Below are 18,544 nucleotides of genomic sequence, written 5' to 3' on the forward strand. Positions count from 1 at the left end.
CATTTACGAGGTCTTCTTGTTCGCGCTCACGGCATTCACCGTCATTGCGAGCTTTCTGCTCGGGGGCGGAACGAGAAGCGGCATGGTCTCCGACGCCATTCTCGAGCTGCTCGCCCTTCCGCTGCTCTTATGCGGCCTATGGCGCTGGCGCGACATTCCCGCCGATCGTCGGCCCCGCTCGATCTTCGTCCTCTGCGCCGCTTCGGCCCTCTTGCTTTCGATGCAGCTGCTGCCGCTCCCGCCCGCTCTGTGGACCATGTTGCCGCACAGACAGCCGATCATCGAGTCGATCCAATCGATCCAACGCGATCTTCCCTGGATGCCGATGAGCGTCGATCCGCTTCTCACGCTCGCGAGCCTCCTTACGATGATTGCGCCATTGAGCGTATTTATCGCGGCGTCCTGTCTCGAAGGCGAGCAGCGTCGACATCTCGCCCTTCTGATTCTGCCCATGAGCGCGGTCAGCGTGTTCCTCGGTCTCCTGCAAGTGGCGCAGGGCGAGGACAGTCCGCTTCGCTTCTTCAACTACACAAATCCAACGGAAGCGGTCGGCTTCTTCGCGAACCGAAACCACTTCTCCGCCTTTCTCTATTGCGCGATCCTCTTCGCCTCGGCCTGGCTTGCCGAGACCGCCTCGAAAGCCGCGCCCGCCGATTCCAAACATCGCTTCGAAATGACGTCCTTCGTCGCCGCGACCGCCGCCGCCACACTGATCGTCATTCTTCTCTCGGGGCAGGCAATGGCGCGATCGCGCGCCGGCATCGCCCTCACTCTGCTCGCGCTGATCGGCGCGATCGCCATCGCTTACGCAAAGCGGCGAGATATACAGGCGAATGGGTCGAGCAATCGTCTGCTTCTCGGGGCGATCACAGTCGGCGCAATCCTCCCCGCCCCTTTCGCTCTCTATCGTGTTCTCGATCGCTTCGACGCCGGCATGTTCGACGAGACGCGTTGGACGATCGCAATTCGCGCGATGGGCGCAGCGCGAACATTTTTTCCCTTCGGCGCCGGCATCGGCACATTCGTTCCCGTCTATGCGGGATTCGAACGTCCAGAGGACGCTGTCGTCAACGCCTATGTCAACCACGCGCATAATGATCTTTTGGAGCTATTTCTCGAGAGTGGCGTCATCGGCGTCGGCGTCGCCGCCGCATTTATCGGCTGGTGGGCGCGGAGCAGCTGGCGCATTTGGCGCGGCCCCGCGGCCTCTCGGCCGGCGCTCGAAGAGCCATATGCCCGCGCCGCGACCCTTGCCGTCGCGCTTCTCCTGCTGCATTCCTTAGTGGATTATCCGCTCCGCACCGCAGCGATGACGACGATATTCGCGCTGGCCTGCGCCTTGATGATCGATCCGCCGTTGGTCGCGGCCAATAGACAGCCCGATCACTCCGACGATGGCCCCAGCCGACGCAAATCAGCGAAGGCGCCGCCGACGCGGCCAATATCTATCGGAACGCCGAACGCAGAAGCGCCGCCGCCGCGCGCGAGCGCCGCGCCCGTGATCGATTGGCCGACGGAACCAAAAGGCGCCCGACGGCAGACTTCTGTTCGGGAGAAGGCCGAATGACCGACTGGCGCGCCGAGATGAAGCAAATTCCCTTTTTCGCAGAAGCGAACGCCGCTTTGAAAGCGGCGTTGACAGAACAAGAGGCGGCGAGGACCTATCGCCGCTACGTCCTCGAAGCACGCAAGCGCGGCCTCCGGCCTCTGCATGGGGCCGAACGAGACACCGCATTGCGTCTTCGCCTTCACGAGCGCGCATCTCGGCTCGGCTGGCCCAAGCCGAAGGGAGGACTGCACATTTTTCTCGGCTACGCCTCTTGGAATTGGGAGGCCGTGCTGCCGGAAGCATTGTCGCCCTTCGGCGAAGTCGCCTCATTCGAATGGCGCAGCCATGGCTTCGCCGAAGAACGCTCCGATTGGCTCGACCACAGAGACGAAATGAACGCGATGATGCTCGCTTCGTTTCGCGCGGCGAATCGACGTCGCCCCGTGGATGTCGTGGTAGGATATTTCTCCGGGCTGACTGTGTCGCTTGAAACGATCCGCGAAATGACCGCTACGGGCACCATCGTCTGCAACTTCTGCTTCGACGACAAGTTGCACTTTCCAGGCGCGATCATCGGCGGACGCTATTCGACCACAGCGGCGATAGCCGAGGCTGTCGACCTCAATCTCACCAGCGATCCCGAAGCGATTTCCAGATACGCCGTCCACGGAGGACTGGCCATGTTTCATCCCGAGGCGGCGTCGCCACGTCTACACTTTCCGCACGACATTCCTTTCGTGCACGACGTCTCCTTCATCGGCGCGCGCTATGGATGGCGGCCCCGCTTCATCGAACGACTGAAAGCGCTCGGAATCGATGTCGCCTGTTATGGCCAAGGCTGGCCGAACGGCGCGGTGACGAATGAGGCGATGGCCGAGATCTATTCGAAAAGCCGGATCAATCTCGGCTTTGGCGGCATCGGCCATTCGCGTAAGCTCGTCAATCTCAAAGGGCGCGATTTCGAGACGCCGATGAGCGGCGGACTCTATCTCACGCAACACAATCCCGAGCTGGCGCTCGTTTACGACATCGGCCGTGAAATCCTGACCTATAGGAATGAGGCGGATTGCGCGAAGATCATCCGCGCCCTCCTCACCGATCCCGAACATGCAGCGGCGATCCGAGCGCGCGGCCACCAACGCGCGCTACGGGACCATACATATGAAGCGCGCTGGACCAATGCGCTGAAAGCGCTCGGCGCTCTCGCCTGATCGCCGTTGAGCCGCAGGGTTTTGCACATCCGAGTTTTGATGGAGCCACATCACGTTCGCCGGATCGAAACGGCGCTTCGAGCCTCGGCGCGCCGACAAAGGTCACGACTTCGGCTGAGCCGATCGAGCGTACACATCGCCCCAATCGGCCGCATCGGCCTCGCTCAACATCTGGCGCATGACCTCGGCTTCCACCCAATCCGCATATTTCAACGCCAATGACTCTCCTTGCGAGAAATTGAATCGATAAGGCCCCAGCCGAGCTATGCGGTCGATGCATTCTCTCGCCTGCTCGAGGCACTCCGGCGTGAATTCGAACGACAATGCCGGAACAGGCGCCGACAGCCCTTTCAGGACCTCCACCTCGAATCCTTCGACATCGATTTTGACGAAGCTCGGTTCGCCGTATTTTACGCGCGCATGATCCATCGTGACGATATTGATTCGGGTCCGAACGTCCCAATCCTTGTCGCCGAATCGACCGCTTTTTTTCACAGCGTCGATCCACGCGGTCGAGAGAGACGAAATCGTGCTCGAATCGCTAATGAACATTTCGGCGGAGCCCGGCGCCGCGCCCAGCGCGTCGCGGACGATCGTCACATTCTCATGTTCGGCGAAGCCGGCCTCGAGCACAGAAATGCAATAAGGCTGCGGCTCGAAGGCGATCACCTCGGCGCCGAGATGGGCGAATATCTTCGCTCGATTGCCGATATTGGCTCCGACATCGAAAACGATATCGCCCGGCGCCACGAAATCCGCATAGAAGCCCGCGAGACGCTCGTCCGCGCTCGTCCATTCTCGTAGCTGGCCCCGATCTCGACGGAACCGCCTTTCGGCGATCAAACGGTCGAGGACGATCCGCGCCGGCCCGGATCTCCGCGCGAGCTTGATGACCTGTCGCAACATTTGGGTCCCTCCATTTCGCTGCGAAGGACAACCATCCGCTGTCCATTCCGATGGACCGATAGCGCCGGCATGTCCCGATGACTTCGAACGGCGCAACGCACGACGAGCAGCGAGAGACCCTCGCCACACAGCTCCGCGCTTCATGTCGCCAATTGCGGCCTGTGCGCGCGCTTGATCGAGCGGAGCAGTCCGAGCGTCGGTCGCTCCACCACTGCGTAGAACGCCGTCGAGACGGCCAGCACGACGCAAATATAGACCAGCGTGACGCAAGCCAAAGCTATCGATGACGTATATCCGAAATATACGAATCCCGCGGCTTGAACGGATCCGAGCAGCGGAAAATGCACCAAATAAAGCGAGAAGCTGATTTTCCCCAGAAATGCCCCCGACCTTCCGCTGAGAATATTCTGCATCGTCGGCGATGTCAGAGCGCCGAACAGCAGCAACATCGCGCCGAGCGGGTATATGAGACCCGTGACATGCATTCCATCGGCGAAGTGGACCAACGGGAAATAAATCGAGCTCAGGCTCGGCGCAGAGAGCGGTTTGCCGCCGAGAAAGATCCCGAGCGCGATGGCCGCGACGACGAGCTGTCTCGGTGGCCTTCGCTTCACGACGCCGAGATCGTACATTGCGGCGCCGGCGACGAAGCAGAGATAATTTTGTGGCTCCAGCCTCGCCACAACGCATAGCGCGGCAATCGCGACATAGGCCATGAGCCGCGTGGAGGCGGCCGACGCCGACTTGAAGATGATATATATTCCTATCGATCCGATGAGTTCCCGTTGCATCGTCCATAATACGGGCACCAGAATCGATCCGCCGGTAAGGTAATACGTACCGAGAGCCTCGGCGAGCGCGTGGGACCAGCTTATGTTCGGATCGGAATATTGCCTCTCGATCCACGGGTGACCGACGATCTCGGAAGCTTTCGCCATATACATGGCGTCGAGCTTGAAGAGCATATAGGTCAGCAATATCGCAGCAGCGCAGGGAAACGATAGACGAACGATACGCGCTGCGCATTGCGAGAGGAGCGGCGTCCTGGCGCCATCGCTCGAGCCGGCGATGACATAGGCGCTCAGAACGAAAAATAGGTGAACATGGAACGCGCCATTTATGACGAAGAAACCCGGCGTGACAGAAAATACCGTCCACCACCATGCGTCTTCGTCGGCCCTGCCGCCGAAATATACCGAAGGCGCGAAGCCGGCGACCACATGAGACAAGACCACGAACAGCGCCGCTACGCCGCGCATTCCGTCGAGGCTCACATTTCGCGGCAAGGCTCCCGCGACGCGGCACACGGACCTCGTTAAAAGGGCTTCGCCTTGCATCTCAGAAAAACTCGACTCGTTCGTGGCGACGCCGTTCGACCCGATCGCCGCGTGAGGGAACCATCGATCGCTCATCGATCGCTTCGAGCATGAGCGTCTCGAGCCTCGCTGTCATCATGTCCCACGAAAATGCGTCGACATCGATCGAGACAGAGCGCCGAGGGGCGCCAGCCCATGATTTCCATGCGTCGTCGAGCGCCGCAGCGACATCGATCGAGTCCGCGCAGAGACACAGCGAGCCGCCGACCATCCGGGCGAGCGCGACAGATTCCTCATGCTCGCCTGGATAGGCGACGACAGGACGCCGACAGGCGAGGAGCTCGAGAAGCTTGTGATGAAATGTCGTTTTGTCCCAGAGATAGCAGTTCAGCGCCGCTTCCTGGCAAAAGCGGCCGAGGTCGGTCAAAGACAGATATTTCTGGATGTCGATCGCGCAAGTGAGGCGCGCGTCGCGCACCGCCGCCGTCACTTCATCTGCGGATCCTCCTGCATAGCAGAACATGATTTTCGCTCGCTCGTCGTTCGGTCGCCGCTCGATCCACTGCTGCAAGTCGGAGAGAAGACGCGGCAAGTCGGGCGAACCTCTGGTGCCACCCACCAGAGTGATACGAAATTTTTCGGTTCCGCCGCGGTCGCCTGAGGCGATCATTTCCGGCGCGACGCCGCTATAAATCGTCGCGATCGGGCGTCGATGCCAGCGCACCGCCGATCGCGCGTGATAGTCGGCGTTGCTGGTCACGCGAGAGGCGTCGCGAAATCGCCACGCTACGATCCGACGCAGCCCGCATGGAACAAAAGCTTCCCAATTGTCTTTCAGGTCCATGATCCACGGCGCATCGGCCAAACGGGCGATCGATCGCGCGGCGATCAGATTGCTGGTATCGCCGAAGGTGGACCACACGATGTCCGGGCGAAAGCCTTCGATCAGTGGCCGCCATGCCGGACGCGACGCCGCCACCCTCGCGGCCGCGGTTCCATTTCCGAAAACCAGCGCTGTCGCCGTCGTCGCTTTGCGTATGACCGCGCCAGCTCGACGTCCCTTACGCGGCGTCGCGCCATCGATAGGCATAGGATGGGTCACGAGCATCGGCTCGCTCCAATCACGCCTTTGAAGCAGCTCCTTCTCGAAATGTCGCCAATTCGCGCTCTGGTCGCGGTCGAAGACCGGAGTCAGCAAAACGACCTTATGGCCGCGATGCGCGAGGCCGGCTGCGAAGCGCGCCGCTCGAACAGCGCCTATATGAGAAGCGTCGGGATGCTGACTGTTCACCAGGAGCGCTTTCATGAAGCGACCTTTTCCAAGGCGGCGGTCCGATGCGTCGCCTCGGCCACAAAATGGCGCTTCCAGGATTCGATCATGAATGGTTGCCAAGCCGTCCATCCGAGCGCCCAGTCGCCTCTGTCGATTCTGTCGAGCAGACTGTTCCACCATGACGCCGTCCAATAGGGCGACTCGCGAAAGCTCGACGACGACAATGTGTCGCGGACGATCGCTCGCATTCGCGCAGATTTGAACCAGAGCTCCTGCGGAGGCAGAAAGCCCCGCTTGGCCCAACGCGTTCTGATCGGCTCGGGCAGAATTCCACGCATACTCTCGCGAAGCAGGCGCTTCGTTTGAATTTCGCCCATCAACAAATGGGGAGGAAGAGAAAGCGCGAGATCTGCGAGACGATGATCGCAGAAAGGAAGCCTCACTTCGCGCGAATGCGCCATTGAATTGCGGTCTCCGTAACGAAGCAGCGTCGTCAGAAAGCGGCCAAAACTATCTTCCGCGAGCGCGCTGGACAAAGGATTGAAGCCAGCGAGCCTCTCACGCTCCGAGAGCTTCAGCGATTGCGCCGCGACATCCGGGGAGAGCCCATAGAGAATGCTAGAACCGGTTCCGGTTCGGTTCGCAAACGCATGTCGCCACGAAAATGGCAGGCTGTCGCGTAATCGGCGCAGCGGCTTATCGCGCGCGGACGGATATCGCTCGTCAATTCGAATGATTTCGTCATCCAATCGTGCGTGATCGCCGATCTCCGTGAGACTCTCGACATAAAGCGAGTAATAGCTCGGATATCCGCCGAGAAGCTCATCCGATCCTTGTCCGTCGAGCAGAACGGTTACGCCATGTTGCGCGGCGAGCTCGAACACGCACCATTGCGCGAACTGACTCGATGTGCCGACCGGTAGCTCGTTCAGCCACACGAAGCGAGGAAGTTCGGCGATGAAGCGTTCGCATGTCGGCTCGACAATGTGGTTGCCGACGCCCGTCTTGGCGATGACCTCGTCCGCAAAGCGCTTTTCGTCCGCGTAGGTCCCGGGAAACACGCCGGTGAACGTCTCATACGGCGCATCGTCTCCGAGCAAACGCCGCGCAATGCAGACAATGGCGCTCGAGTCGAGGCCGCCCGAGAGGCACGAGCCTACCGTCACGTCGCTCCGCAAACGCAGACGAACAGAATCGATGAGAAGCTCACGGAATTCCGCAAACGCGTCTTCCTCCTTTCCATTCCACCGGGATGGATCGAAGCGAGGTTCGTAGTAGCGCCAAATCCGGTGCGTGAAGTCACGGCAGTCGATCTCCAGCGCCTCGCCGGGCCTGAGCTGCTGGATATCATCGAATGTCGTCTGCCGGTCGGCGTCGAGCCCTGTGCTCGGATTATATCCCGCGCGAATGAGACGGAATTCGTCATATCGCGCGCTCACCTCCGCCTGAGCGAGCAGCGCCTTATATTCAGATGCAAAGGCGAAAAACGACGGCTTCGAGCAGAACAGAAAAGGTTTTTCGCCATATCTATCTCGTGCGCAGAAGAGCCGCTTGCGCAAGCGATCATAGATCGCGAACGCGAACATTCCATTGAAGCGCGACACGCAATCATTCCCCGACTGCTTGTACGCCTCCAGAATGACCTCGCTATCCGAATCGGTTCGGAACCGCGCGCCCGAGCGGACGAGCTCGGCGCGCAGTTCGAGATAATTATAGATTTCGCCATTGAAGGTAAGAATATAGCGCCCGGAAACATCCGCCATCGGCTGCGTCGCCGCCTGCGAAAGATCGATTATCGCGAGCCGACGATGGCCGAGCGTCACCCTCGGACCATCTAAAATCGCTTCCTGCCACTGATCGTGACCATCCGGGCCTCGATGGCCCATCAAATCGAGCATTCGCGACATATCCTCGCGATCATGGCCGCCTCGGCGAATAATTCCCGCAATGCCGCACATTTGGCGCAATGTCCTTTCGGAAGTCGAACGAACGGAAACGAGCGGTCCCGGCGCCGCGGTCCAAAGCCGCAAAGGCGCTACTGCTTGCGATAGACATGGGTCCATTCACGCCACCATTGTGGCAGACCTTCCGCGCGCGAGAAGGCGCAGAGCTGTGCGGTCTCCTCTATGTTGGGCCACCACCCCTGGCGCAGGAAAAGCCCATGCCAGAATTCTTTGGGCCGACAATTGATATGGTCGGTGCCAGATTCCGAAGGCGGCGCCGCGCTGAAGACGATCACATCCTCGGCGTGCCTGCAAACGGACTCAACCAAGGTCTCGCTGGCGTTCGACGGTATATGCTCGGCCACTTCTATGCACATCGTAAGAGAAAATCTGCGATTCAACCGCAATGGCCGGCGAAGGTCGAACTGAAACGCTGTAGCCGGGCTGGGCACTCGACGAATTCCCTCGATGCTGCCTTCACATCCGACTGCGAGGCAGCCAGCATCTGCAAAATGGCGAAGATAGCTGCCCTTCCCACAACCGATGTCGAGCACGGAACGCGGTGCGTAGGTTCGAATGAGATAATGAACGACATGGCGAGCCGTTTCCTCCGTCTTGTCGAACGCGCCGCCATCATAGAAGGCCCCATCGTAGATCGCATCCGGCGACATGCCGAAACGCTGCGATCTCACGAAGGTCTTGAATCGATATGCGGCGGAGCGAATCTTACGTAGGAGAACCGGCGCGGTCGTCTCGCTGCTGACGGACATGACTTTCTGCTCCTTGGTGAGTCGGGATCGAGCTCGTATCGAAACATCGGACGATCGTGTTCACGCTCCTTGACGACACGTCGTATCCGCAGCGCCGTCAGCATGTCCGCATTTCACTCGAAGCGACCCAGATGTGAACGACGACGCAAGTCGCGAAGGTCGAAAAGAGCGTCGCCGCGGCAAATCCGGAGACGCCATATCGCGGCACGACGACCCAGTACACGACGATCTGCATAGCGCCCTGAACGATGGTCTGCATCAATACTTCGAACATCCGCCCTTGACTGACGAACAGGTTCTGGAGCACCACGATGTAGACCCCCGGCAATGATGTCGTGACGACGAGCGTAAACGGCAATTGTCCGCTCTGGAACTCATCGCCATAAGCCGCCAAGAGATGGCTTGCCGCCGACAGTACGACCACGACGACCGCGCCCGCCGCGAGCAAATTGGCGGCGGTGTTGAGACGGTGAATTCGTCTAGTGGCGGCAGTGTCGCCACTGGCGAGCAACCGGCTCATCATCGGCACGGCCACCGAGGCGAGGATCGTGGTCGCGAACACGACGGCGCTACGCCATTGCACGCCGACCGTAACGAACGCTAAATCACGAAAACCGGTCGCCCCTTGTTTCACCATCAGCAATCCGTACCATTGGGAGAGCCCCGACACCAAGCTGATGAGAAGAGACGGAATGCTGAACTCGACGATAACCGGCGCCGCCGATATAATCTCGGACATGCGCGTGCGCAGCCCGAGACGGCGGGTCGCCGCTTCCTTCAGAGAGAATAGCAACAAAGTGCGCGCCATGCTCGCGACGGCGATCGCAGTTATGACCGACGTCAAATCGCCGGCGCGCCCCATTATCAAAAGCAGTGCAAATCCCAAAAGCGATGTCACGACGCGCGCGATCGACAAGCGCGCGAACTCCTCGAAACCCTGCAAAATCGCTTCCTGCACGCCCCCCGCGACAGCGAACAACGCTATGAGCGCGCCGGCGACGATGACTTGGCCTCCAAAAGGACTGTCGAGGAGCCAATGCGCTATCGCCTCCGGCGCGAAGAGAATAGCGACGAGCCCGATCACGCTCAGCGACAAAGTGACGAATTCGCATAGGCGCATGACAGCGGCGGCCCGATGTGGCCTAGAGGTCAGATAACGTGAAATCTGCACTGTCGCAGTGAGTCCGAGCTGCAGCCCCGTGACCATGCTCACGAGAGCGATGGTCGTGAAGAGCAATCCATATTTTCCGAATGCATCGATGCCGAGCAGCCGCGCGACATAATAGGCCTGAACCAGACCGACGAGACGTTCGATCGCGGCAGCCCCGCCGGTCCACGCGACTCCCCGGAAAAGAGCTCGGACCGAATGGTCGGACCAAATCCGCTCGATTACCGCGAGGCGATTCGATCTCGCCGCGACCAAGCTCGACGATAGCGACGGATTTGCATTGCCGGACTCCAAATTAGGCATTCCGATCACCGTCGCTCCGGGAATTCGACAATTGCTGGCATTTCACGCTTCGGCTCGTAACATTGCGCGTCGCCTCATACCGCTGGCGCTCGCGGTGAGATCAATAACGAAGAGCAGAAGCTAGATCGGCGCCGCGACGTCGATCCGCTTCGCCGATCGACCGGCGGCGGTCGCGGTCGACCGCCCGTCGAGAAACCGCTTCATCCAAAGCTCTGTCATCACGATCGCGAGAATGAGATAGGAATTGTCGCGCCGCCCCGATCGAAGGTCGTCGAATGCCTTGCGGACGCCTCCGACATCGAATAGTCCGCGCTCGCGAAAACCTCTCGACGCGAAGAGATCTGCTACCATCTCGCCGGTCTGACCAGCGAGCCACAGGCGGACCGGACCGCCAAACCCCGTCTTGCGACGTTTCAATACCGAAAGCGGGAGGCGCGAGCCCAAGCCTTTTTTCAAAGCCCATTTTTCGGACAAGCCGCGTATCTTGAGCCGCCAGGGTATGCGCCGCGCATATCCCACCAGTCGGGGATCGAGGAACGGCACCCGCACCTCGACGCCATGCGCCATCGACGCCTTATCCGTGTAGTTGAGATTATGATCGGGCAAAAAGCCGTGCAATTCGAGATCGAGCATTCGCTCCACGAGCGGCCAATCGACGGTTCGCATCAAAGCCTGTTCGAGCCATTTCGACGGCGCCGCATCGATTGCGTCACGCGCCTCGCCGCCGAGACAGGCGATAGCGCTCTCACGAGGATTGAATTCGAACGCGCGAATGAGAAACTCCTGCTCCGATCCCGCGAACATATAGCGCAGCTTCTCTATCCGCCGCTTCGACGCCTGACCCATGACGCGCACCGTCGCAGGCGGCAATGCCTCGAGAATGCCGCCGAACCACCCCCCTAGCCGCGCCCGCATCGCCGCGGCCCGATGACGTCGATAGCCGGAGAATATATCGTCGCCTCCGACTCCGCCGAGCAGCACCTTGATCCCATCTGCTCGCGCCGCTCGCGCGATCGCGCCGACATATAGCGGCGCCGGATCGGCTTGCGGCTCGTCGAGAGTATAGGCGAGAGTTTCGAAGTCTTGCATGGTCGGCGACGGCGCGAGCAAAGGCGTCAAAGGCACATCGAGCAGAGCGGCGACCTCACGTGCATGAGTGAGATCGTCTGAAAACCCCTCTTCTTCCAGTCCTGCGCCTTCGAAGCCCACGCAATAGGTCCGTCGCGGAACATGACCGTTCGCAACCATAGCAGCGACGATCGCGCTGGAATCTACGCCGCCGGACAGGAAAGCTCCAACCGGCGCGTCGCTCATGCATTGGTCCGAGACGACTTGGTCGAAAATCCGCCCGAGCCCTGCGATCGCGCCGACATTCTCCGTCCCACCCTCGGCGACCGGCGGAGCCGAGCAATGCCATCGTCTAATCTCTACATCGCCGCGCCGCGCTTTCAAAAGATGGCCGGGCGCCAGCTTGGCGACCGAGCGCAAGGGCGTTCTCTCGCCCGGGCTCCACAAATGCGTCAGATAATCGCCGATCGCGACGAGGTCCACCTCGAGATCGAGTCGCGAATAGGCGAACAGCGCCTTGAGTTCGGAAGCAAAGACGAGCCCGCCGCCCGACTTGACGAAATACAAGGGCTTCACGCCGAATGAATCGCGCGCGATGAGGAGTTCGCGCCGGCTCCGGTCCCATAGAGCGAAAGAAAACATCCCATTGAGGCGATCCAACATCGCCTCGCCCTCGAGATCGTACAATGGCGCGATGACCGCCGTGTCGGAGTTCGGATTGAAGCGATATCCGCGCGCGGCCAACTCGACGCCGAGCTCGCGAAAATTATATATTTCGCCGTTGAAGACGACGACGTATCGATCATTGCAGCTCAGCATAGGCTGGGCCGCCCCGTCGCTCGTGTCGATTATCGAAAGGCGGCGATGCGCCAATCCGACCATTGCGTCGCGATCGCTCCATTGGCCCGCGCCATCGGGGCCCCGATGCGCGATGAGCTGCGACATGTCGCCGAGCAGACGCTCTTCGTCAATGCCGAGAAAACCGGCGATTCCGCACATCGAAATCTCATTGTTTGAAGCTGAACGAATATATTTCGTAGCCGGAGCGCGGCGCGAGACTGTCCATGCAACCACGACTTCCAATCACGACCTGGATCATAGGCCGATCGTCGATTCCAAGCGTCATGCACGGTGAAGCGCGCCAAATCCAATTCTTTGCATGCCCGCCTCCAAGGCGGCCGTGACGACATGAAAGACCACGACAATGGCCGTCGTGCCGGCAATTTGCGAGACGAACATTCCATCGATCGCCAGACCGACCTTCATTCCGATCAGCGCGATCGGAAAGAACATCCATTTCTCACGTTGCAACACCCAGAGCGAGTAGCGTGACATCCACAAAAGGAAGAGTCCGAGCGGCGTCATCACCAAGGGAACGCCCATCCATCCGTAGTTCCAATAAGCCTCCGCGAACATGCCGGGCGACACAGAATTTTCTGCATATCGTCCCGAAGCCGCCATCGCGAAATCGCCACCCGCCTGAAGCAGCGGCTTTTCCGGCCAAATTACGCGCGGAACGAGCGAGACGAAAAGATTTTTGAAAGAATCGCCCGAATTGCCGCGATCATACATCACAATAGCGAAAGCGCCGGCGTTCACATAGCTGATGCGCATTAGCCCCTCGCCGGGTTCTTCGCTCGGGCTCCGCGTCCGAAACGGATCGAAATAGGATACCAAGATCTGGGCTCTCATCGCGATCGTCGCATTGGTCGCCATTCCCCCGGTGCGCAAATTGAATTCGTCTCGCGCGAATGCGATCATGGGCTGAAGCACCTCGAGCGCGATCGCGACCGCGATAAAGGCGCCGATCACGCGCTTCAATGTCAATCTTTGCGCCATGATTCCGACCAGAAGCATGAGCATTGGGAGCAGCACCTGCGTTTTACTGAGAAGCAGCACGCCTACCAACATCTCTATTGCGACCAGAACGCATACGATCGGAAAAAATGCACGGGCGTTCTGCAGACTCCAAATTGTCAACAGATTGAGCCCAATGAGCGACATTTCCGCCATCGTCACGATCGAGCCGGGCACTTCACCCCACGCGACCCATCCGATCGACACCGGGAACACGAAAATGTATTTGAGCGCCGACCCGATCACTAGGAACACCAGGCCATAGTTTCTCATCCGCCTCGCATTGGCCCCGGCGATGCTCGTCGTCGGCGCCGGCGTTTCGGAACGCGTCGCGAGGCTCTCCGCCACCCCAGCGACGACAAGGATAAAGAGCGTGGAACACGCCACCAGAAAATTGAGCTTGGCCACGTCTCGGTCGGTGAACAAATAGAACGACTCGAGTATGGCGCGGCGCTCTGGGCTGACGACCATATGCACGAGCGATCCCATGCCGAAATAGACGGCCGACGCCACGCGGAATGTAAAGAGTGGCGCGAAGATCGATCGCGCGTCGTCGAGCAGCATCCGGACGAGGCCGAAGCCCATGATCGCCGAGAAAGCGATCGGTCCGGCAATGTTGACCAGATCATCGCTGGCCTCGCCGACAATCTCGTCGGCGAGCCAATAGAAGGCGATGAGCGCCGACAGCGACCACAGCTCGACGCTCGTAGGAATGAACAGAGATCGCGAACGAGGAGTCGCGGCAGCTACGCTGAACATGCGTGGAGTCTCGACCGCGTGATCTTTGCGATCGGCCCTCAGCGCGTCGATATTCGGGTAGCTCATGTTATCCTTCGCTGTTTAATCGACTATTCCACAACTTTTCTCACGAACGCGCGCCCATGCGCGTCCTCGTCGACAGACTTGGCCCAATTGTCGTAGATCTTCATTATTCTGGCGCGCAGCGGCCGCTCGACATATCTATAGACGAGCACGCTCACGCCGATGAGCATCGCGATATAGACCACCCAGCCGAAGATTGTCTCGTCCAGCCCACCAGCCTGCAACGCCGCCCGTAAGGGCGCATGGGCGAGGTAGATGGCGTAGCTCGCTTCGCCCAGCGACACGAATGCAGGGAAGCACAGAAACGTCCGCAAGCCGCCTCCGCATAATGCGACTGAAAGAATGAAGCAGCAATAGACAGGTATCAGCAGTCCATTATGTAGCGCGAGGTAACACGCTTCATAGGCATATAGGGCGAGCGGGACGAAGACCGCGAGGCTCACCATCAACCCAATATTGGCGTTCCTTCTACATTCTCGCTCCGACGACCGCCGAGCTCGGTGGAAATTCGCCAGCGCAATTCCGGCCACAAACTCGGGAAGCCGCAGTATGGGGTGCTGCTGAATAGCCATCTCCATATTTATCGGCGGAGATACGAGGACGGCGCATATGAGCGCCGAGGTAAAAATCGTGACGATCCATGCGCCCGCCATCACGCCCAACAGACCACTGGGCGAGCGGATCGCCGATATGGGCCCGACCAAAAATGGAAAAGCGATATAAAAGAACGCCTCGGTCGAAACGGTCCAGCTCGGACTGTTCAATCCTTGCAGAACTGTCAAAGGCAGCCATGTCTGGAGCAGAGTCGACTGGAAGCCGAAAGTGGCGAAAGTGGCCGCGGCGGCCGACACAAATCCGTATTTGGCCACACGCCAGCTCAACAGCCTCGGAAGATCGGCGAGAAGCGAGAGTAGATAGACTGGATAGATCCGCGCGAACCGTGCTACCCAAAATCGTCGGATCGATCTCGGATTGTCGAACCATTGATAAGCCATGGTGAGGAGAAATCCAGACAGCACCATGAATAATCCGACCGTCACAAAGCCGTATTGGACCAATCCGCGAAGGACCGGAGCGCTGGACTCGTCGATTGGAAAGGTATGATAGATCACCACCCAGAGCGCGGCCACGAACCGAAGAGACGTCATTGGCGCAATTTTGCTCGCCTTCTGCGCGCGAAGCGCAGAAGGAGCGAGCGAATTTCTCTCGATGGCGTTCGTCATAGGAGCTACGCCTCTGTCGACAGGACCGTCGAAATTCTACGCCAGATTACGAACGATGGCAGGCTGCCGACGAGCGCTTTGAATACGTAGCGAACGCTCAGACTTGCACCAAGGAGTGGACTGTCGGCGCGTTCGCCGAAGATCGCAAGTTGCTGCGAATCGCCTCGATCATCTGCAGCGCGCGTTCATCGCTCGAATATCCAGAGGAGCGGCAGCGCGCCAGCGCGTGTCGCCCGATCGCTGCGCGCCTCTCGTCGTCATCCAGCATTTCGCGGGCTTTGGCGATCAGCTCGCTATTCGAGGAAAAGCCCTGATATTCGCTTCCGTCGACGAAATGAACGTCGTGCTCGTCTGTCTTCTCTGCGAGCATCGGTCGCCCCATCGCGGCGATTTCCATCGTCCGCTGCGTTATGCGGTCCCGGTTCAGCTTGCGAAGAAAGCAAAGCGCGATTTTGCCGTGGTGCAATGCGCGGGTGTATAGATGCGCGAACCGCGGCTCTCGCAAGGTCGCGCGGGAATGAAGGCGCCCGCTGCTCCATCGCGCGTGAGCGTCGCCATACACGACGACGCTGAAACCCGCCTCGGCGAGCGCATTGATGCTGTCGCAACGCTCCTTCTCGAATGCGCCGGCGAACACCAAATCGAATCTCTCATAGTCCGGGCCGGCCTCCTGTGGCGAAACGGGACGATGAATGTCCGCATCGAAGGCTTTGCCCATGAGCACGACATTGCGTACGCCGGCGGCCGCGAGCTCGGCGACATTGAACGTCTTCGTCGTGAAGAAGACATCCCAATCTGGAAGCGACGCCTTGAGAGTCCAGCTCAAATTGTGGCGGCCCATGACATCGTCCGGCGTGTAATAGGCGAGGCAGCGGACGCCGAGCCTGCGCAGAGTCGCGAGCGTGTCGCGCCTGATGACTTTGCTGTTATCCACCACGACCACCTCGGGCCGCTCGCGCGAAGCGGCCGCGACGAGAGATTCGTTCAGACGGAGGTCGTCGATCGGCCATCGAAGCTTCCAGCGCAAGCGGTTGTAGAGGCTGATCCGACGCCCGACCACGCCCGTGCCTGTGGCCAGCCCGATGAGCTCGACTCCGGGGATGCGGCCGAACGCCTCTGCGCGTTGAAGAGACGTCGCGCCGAGCATGAGTTCTCCGAGGTAGAGCAGCTTCACATGAATGCCCTCGCTCTCGAGGAATCGGCGGCGATCACGAGCGGCGGCTGTCTGTCCGCGACCACATCACAATCGACAGAGAATGCACGCGTCCAAATTGTGGCGACGAGCGCACGCCACACGCGGCCGACATCCGCGGGGCCCGCGGCGCGATGTCGTAGCGCCTCGCAGCGCGACGATATCCAATCTGTATCGAAGAGCTCCGACGCTCTCGCCTCCTCTCCGCAGACGAGCTCCTGCACCCATTCGATTTCGGCGGCCATCAATTCCGTCAGCGGGGTATGAAAGCCGATCTTGTCATTCCGCGAACGGACGATATCGGGCAATAGATCACCACACGCGTGGCGTAGCAAATTCTTTCGTCGACCATGATCCAGGAAGGCCTGCGGCTCGAAGCCAGCGACCACATCGGCGAGGCGATGGTCCAGAAAAGGCATACGCCCCTCGATCGAATGACGCATACAGTTACGATCGTCGTAGTGCACCAGATGAGGCAACGCCAGCTTCTCGATGTTTTCGAGCCAGACGCCGTCGAGATGGCTGAGCGCCGCGAGATGCGGTGAAAGATCCCATGCCGCTTCTCGCAGCGCGGGACTGAGCCAATGATACGCGTTCAGTTTGCTTCGTCGTCTCATGCTGCGTTCGAGCGTTGGCCAAATCGCCGACGCGCCTATGCGGATCAGCGCGCCGCTTCCCATGCCGAGGCTCGTCATTTCGCGCAGCGCCCAGTACCGCCGACCGCCGCGCAATTCGGACGCGACGACAGCGGGCGAAAAGTGCGGATAGCCGAGCAGCAGCTCGTCGCCGCCTTGTCCGCCGAGCAAAACCGTTATCCCGGACTTCCGAACCGCGCGCGTGATGAGATCATGCGCGATGATCGAAGGATCGCCGAACGGTTCTTCCTGCGCAACGACGACCGCCTCCGTCAGAATCGAGAGCGACATGGTCTCGACAGCGAGGGCCTCGATCTCGAGCCGGTCGCCCCATAGCTCGCCCACCGCCGCAACGTAGCTGCTCTCGTCGTAAGCCGTTCCTCTCGCCTGAGCGGTGAACGCTCGGATCCGGCCATTCGACTTCGACAACGCCATCGCGCCGACCACGGCGCTCGAATCCAGGCCCCCGGAAAGAGTCGCAGCGATGGGAACGTCGGCGACCATCTGCGAGCCGACCGCTTCCAGAAATGCCTCTCGGAATTGGCGGGCGGCATAATCGTCGAGCGGCCTCTGGTCCTGCTTTCGGCAAACGGGGAAGCGCCAATATCGTCGCGGCTCGATCTCGCTTCGACAATTGTCGATCCATGCCCAATGTCCCGGCGGAAAAGATCGGATATCGCGGAAAAATGTTCGCTCGCCGAGATGCCCATAGCTGCCGACGGCGAGGAATTCGGCCATGGCGGGCGCGTAGAGCTTCGGCCTCTCGCCAGCGTCGATCAGTGGCGCGATTTCGCTCGCGAAGCGTAGCGACCCATCGTCGCACTTGCGCCAATACAGCGGCTTTTGGCCATATCGATCACGCGACAGCAGAAGCCGCCGATCGACCGCATCCCAGAGGGCCAGCGCCCACATTCCCACCATTCGCTCGAGCGCCGCCGGTCCCTCCTGCGCGAGCGCCGCGAGAACGGTTTCCGTGTCGCAGCGCGAGCTGAATTGCCAGCGGTTCGACAATCGAGGGCGCAAATCCTCGTGATTATAGACTTCACCATTGTAGATGAGCGTGTAGCGTCCATCTGGAGACGTCATCGGTTGATGACCCGCCGCTGTCAGATCGACAATCGATAGGCGACGAAAACCCAAAACGACTCCGTCTGCAGCGAAAACACCTTCGTCATCGAGCCCACGATGCTGCAGGAGCCGACCGCCCCGCTCCGCGAATTGCCGGCCGCTCGCTGCATCGGCGCCCAAATACCCGACGATCCCACACATGAGCTTCTCTCATTCTCTAAGAAGTTGCGAGAGCCGACA

The 18,544-nt window shown here is 60.0% G+C and carries 13 protein-coding genes; 2 read left to right on the top strand and 11 right to left on the bottom strand.

What is annotated here, in order from left to right; translation table 11 throughout:
• Window positions 1-16: 16 nt before the first annotated feature.
• On the top strand, window positions 17-1,567 hold the full coding sequence (locus C5689_RS04585; protein ID WP_108916090.1) for an O-antigen ligase family protein: 1,551 nt from the start codon (window positions 17-19) through the stop codon (window positions 1,565-1,567).
• Window positions 1,564-2,760, top strand: a complete 1,197-nt coding sequence (locus C5689_RS04590) for a CgeB family protein (RefSeq protein WP_108916091.1) — start codon at window positions 1,564-1,566, stop codon at window positions 2,758-2,760. Before C5689_RS04585 ends, C5689_RS04590 begins: the two co-directional genes overlap by 4 nt.
• A 102-nt stretch (window positions 2,761-2,862) precedes the next feature.
• Here C5689_RS04590 and C5689_RS04595 read toward each other — a convergent pair whose 3' ends face one another.
• The 11 genes from C5689_RS04595 to asnB (C5689_RS04645) form a co-directional block, all read right to left on the bottom strand.
• Window positions 2,863-3,666, bottom strand: coding sequence for an FkbM family methyltransferase (locus C5689_RS04595; protein ID WP_158271751.1), 804 nt, complete (start codon window positions 3,664-3,666; stop codon window positions 2,863-2,865).
• A gap of 140 nt (window positions 3,667-3,806) precedes the next feature.
• Window positions 3,807-4,952, bottom strand: a complete 1,146-nt coding sequence (locus C5689_RS04600; protein WP_158271752.1) for an acyltransferase family protein — start codon at window positions 4,950-4,952, stop codon at window positions 3,807-3,809.
• A gap of 52 nt (window positions 4,953-5,004) precedes the next feature.
• The gene (locus tag C5689_RS04605; protein WP_158271753.1) at window positions 5,005-6,288 is read right to left on the bottom strand and encodes a glycosyltransferase family protein; all 1,284 of its coding nucleotides are present in this window, start codon (window positions 6,286-6,288) and stop codon (window positions 5,005-5,007) included.
• Window positions 6,285-8,318, bottom strand: coding sequence for an asparagine synthase (glutamine-hydrolyzing) (gene asnB, locus C5689_RS04610; RefSeq protein WP_108916095.1), 2,034 nt, complete (start codon window positions 8,316-8,318; stop codon window positions 6,285-6,287). Before asnB (C5689_RS04610) ends, C5689_RS04605 begins: the two co-directional genes overlap by 4 nt.
• Window positions 8,291-8,968, bottom strand: coding sequence for a methyltransferase domain-containing protein (locus C5689_RS04615; protein ID WP_108916096.1), 678 nt, complete (start codon window positions 8,966-8,968; stop codon window positions 8,291-8,293). The genes asnB (C5689_RS04610) and C5689_RS04615 overlap by 28 nt, the downstream gene beginning before the upstream one ends.
• 97 nt (window positions 8,969-9,065) lie before the next feature.
• A complete protein-coding gene (locus C5689_RS04620; RefSeq protein WP_158271755.1) occupies window positions 9,066-10,430 on the bottom strand; it encodes an oligosaccharide flippase family protein in 1,365 nt (454 codons plus the stop codon).
• 129 nt (window positions 10,431-10,559) lie between these two features.
• Window positions 10,560-12,506 (bottom strand): asparagine synthase (glutamine-hydrolyzing), encoded by a 1,947-nt coding sequence (gene asnB / locus C5689_RS04625; protein ID WP_108916098.1) that lies wholly within the window; start codon window positions 12,504-12,506, stop codon window positions 10,560-10,562.
• A gap of 123 nt (window positions 12,507-12,629) precedes the next feature.
• Window positions 12,630-14,189, bottom strand: a complete 1,560-nt coding sequence (locus tag C5689_RS04630) for a hypothetical protein (protein WP_108916099.1) — start codon at window positions 14,187-14,189, stop codon at window positions 12,630-12,632.
• Window positions 14,190-14,212: 23 nt separating this feature from the next.
• The gene (locus C5689_RS04635; protein ID WP_108916100.1) at window positions 14,213-15,409 is read right to left on the bottom strand and encodes an acyltransferase family protein; all 1,197 of its coding nucleotides are present in this window, start codon (window positions 15,407-15,409) and stop codon (window positions 14,213-14,215) included.
• A gap of 97 nt (window positions 15,410-15,506) precedes the next feature.
• Complete coding sequence (locus C5689_RS04640) at window positions 15,507-16,583, bottom strand: CgeB family protein (RefSeq protein ID WP_108916101.1); 1,077 nt, start codon at window positions 16,581-16,583, stop codon at window positions 15,507-15,509.
• Window positions 16,580-18,505: an asparagine synthase (glutamine-hydrolyzing) gene (asnB, locus tag C5689_RS04645; protein WP_108916102.1), complete on the bottom strand. Its 1,926-nt coding sequence runs from the start codon at window positions 18,503-18,505 to the stop codon at window positions 16,580-16,582. Before asnB (C5689_RS04645) ends, C5689_RS04640 begins: the two co-directional genes overlap by 4 nt.
• Window positions 18,506-18,544 lie beyond the last annotated feature (39 nt).

It is taken from the genome of Methylosinus sporium (assembly GCF_003113265.1).
GTDB lineage: Bacteria > Pseudomonadota > Alphaproteobacteria > Rhizobiales > Beijerinckiaceae > Methylosinus > Methylosinus sporium.

Coding starts and splice junctions, on each gene's coding strand:
- asnB (WP_108916098.1), bottom strand. CDS start 12,506: ATGTGCGGAATCGCCGGTTTTCTCGGCATTGACGAAGAGCGTCTGCTC.
- asnB (WP_108916102.1), bottom strand. CDS start 18,505: ATGTGTGGGATCGTCGGGTATTTGGGCGCCGATGCAGCGAGCGGCCGG.
- C5689_RS04615 (WP_108916096.1), bottom strand. CDS start 8,968: ATGTCCGTCAGCAGCGAGACGACCGCGCCGGTTCTCCTACGTAAGATT.
- C5689_RS04635 (WP_108916100.1), bottom strand. CDS start 15,409: ATGACGAACGCCATCGAGAGAAATTCGCTCGCTCCTTCTGCGCTTCGC.
- C5689_RS04595 (WP_158271751.1), bottom strand. CDS start 3,666: ATGTTGCGACAGGTCATCAAGCTCGCGCGGAGATCCGGGCCGGCGCGG.
- C5689_RS04590 (WP_108916091.1), top strand. CDS start 1,564: ATGACCGACTGGCGCGCCGAGATGAAGCAAATTCCCTTTTTCGCAGAA.
- C5689_RS04630 (WP_108916099.1), bottom strand. CDS start 14,189: ATGAGCTACCCGAATATCGACGCGCTGAGGGCCGATCGCAAAGATCAC.
- C5689_RS04605 (WP_158271753.1), bottom strand. CDS start 6,288: ATGAAAGCGCTCCTGGTGAACAGTCAGCATCCCGACGCTTCTCATATA.
- asnB (WP_108916095.1), bottom strand. CDS start 8,318: ATGGACCCATGTCTATCGCAAGCAGTAGCGCCTTTGCGGCTTTGGACC.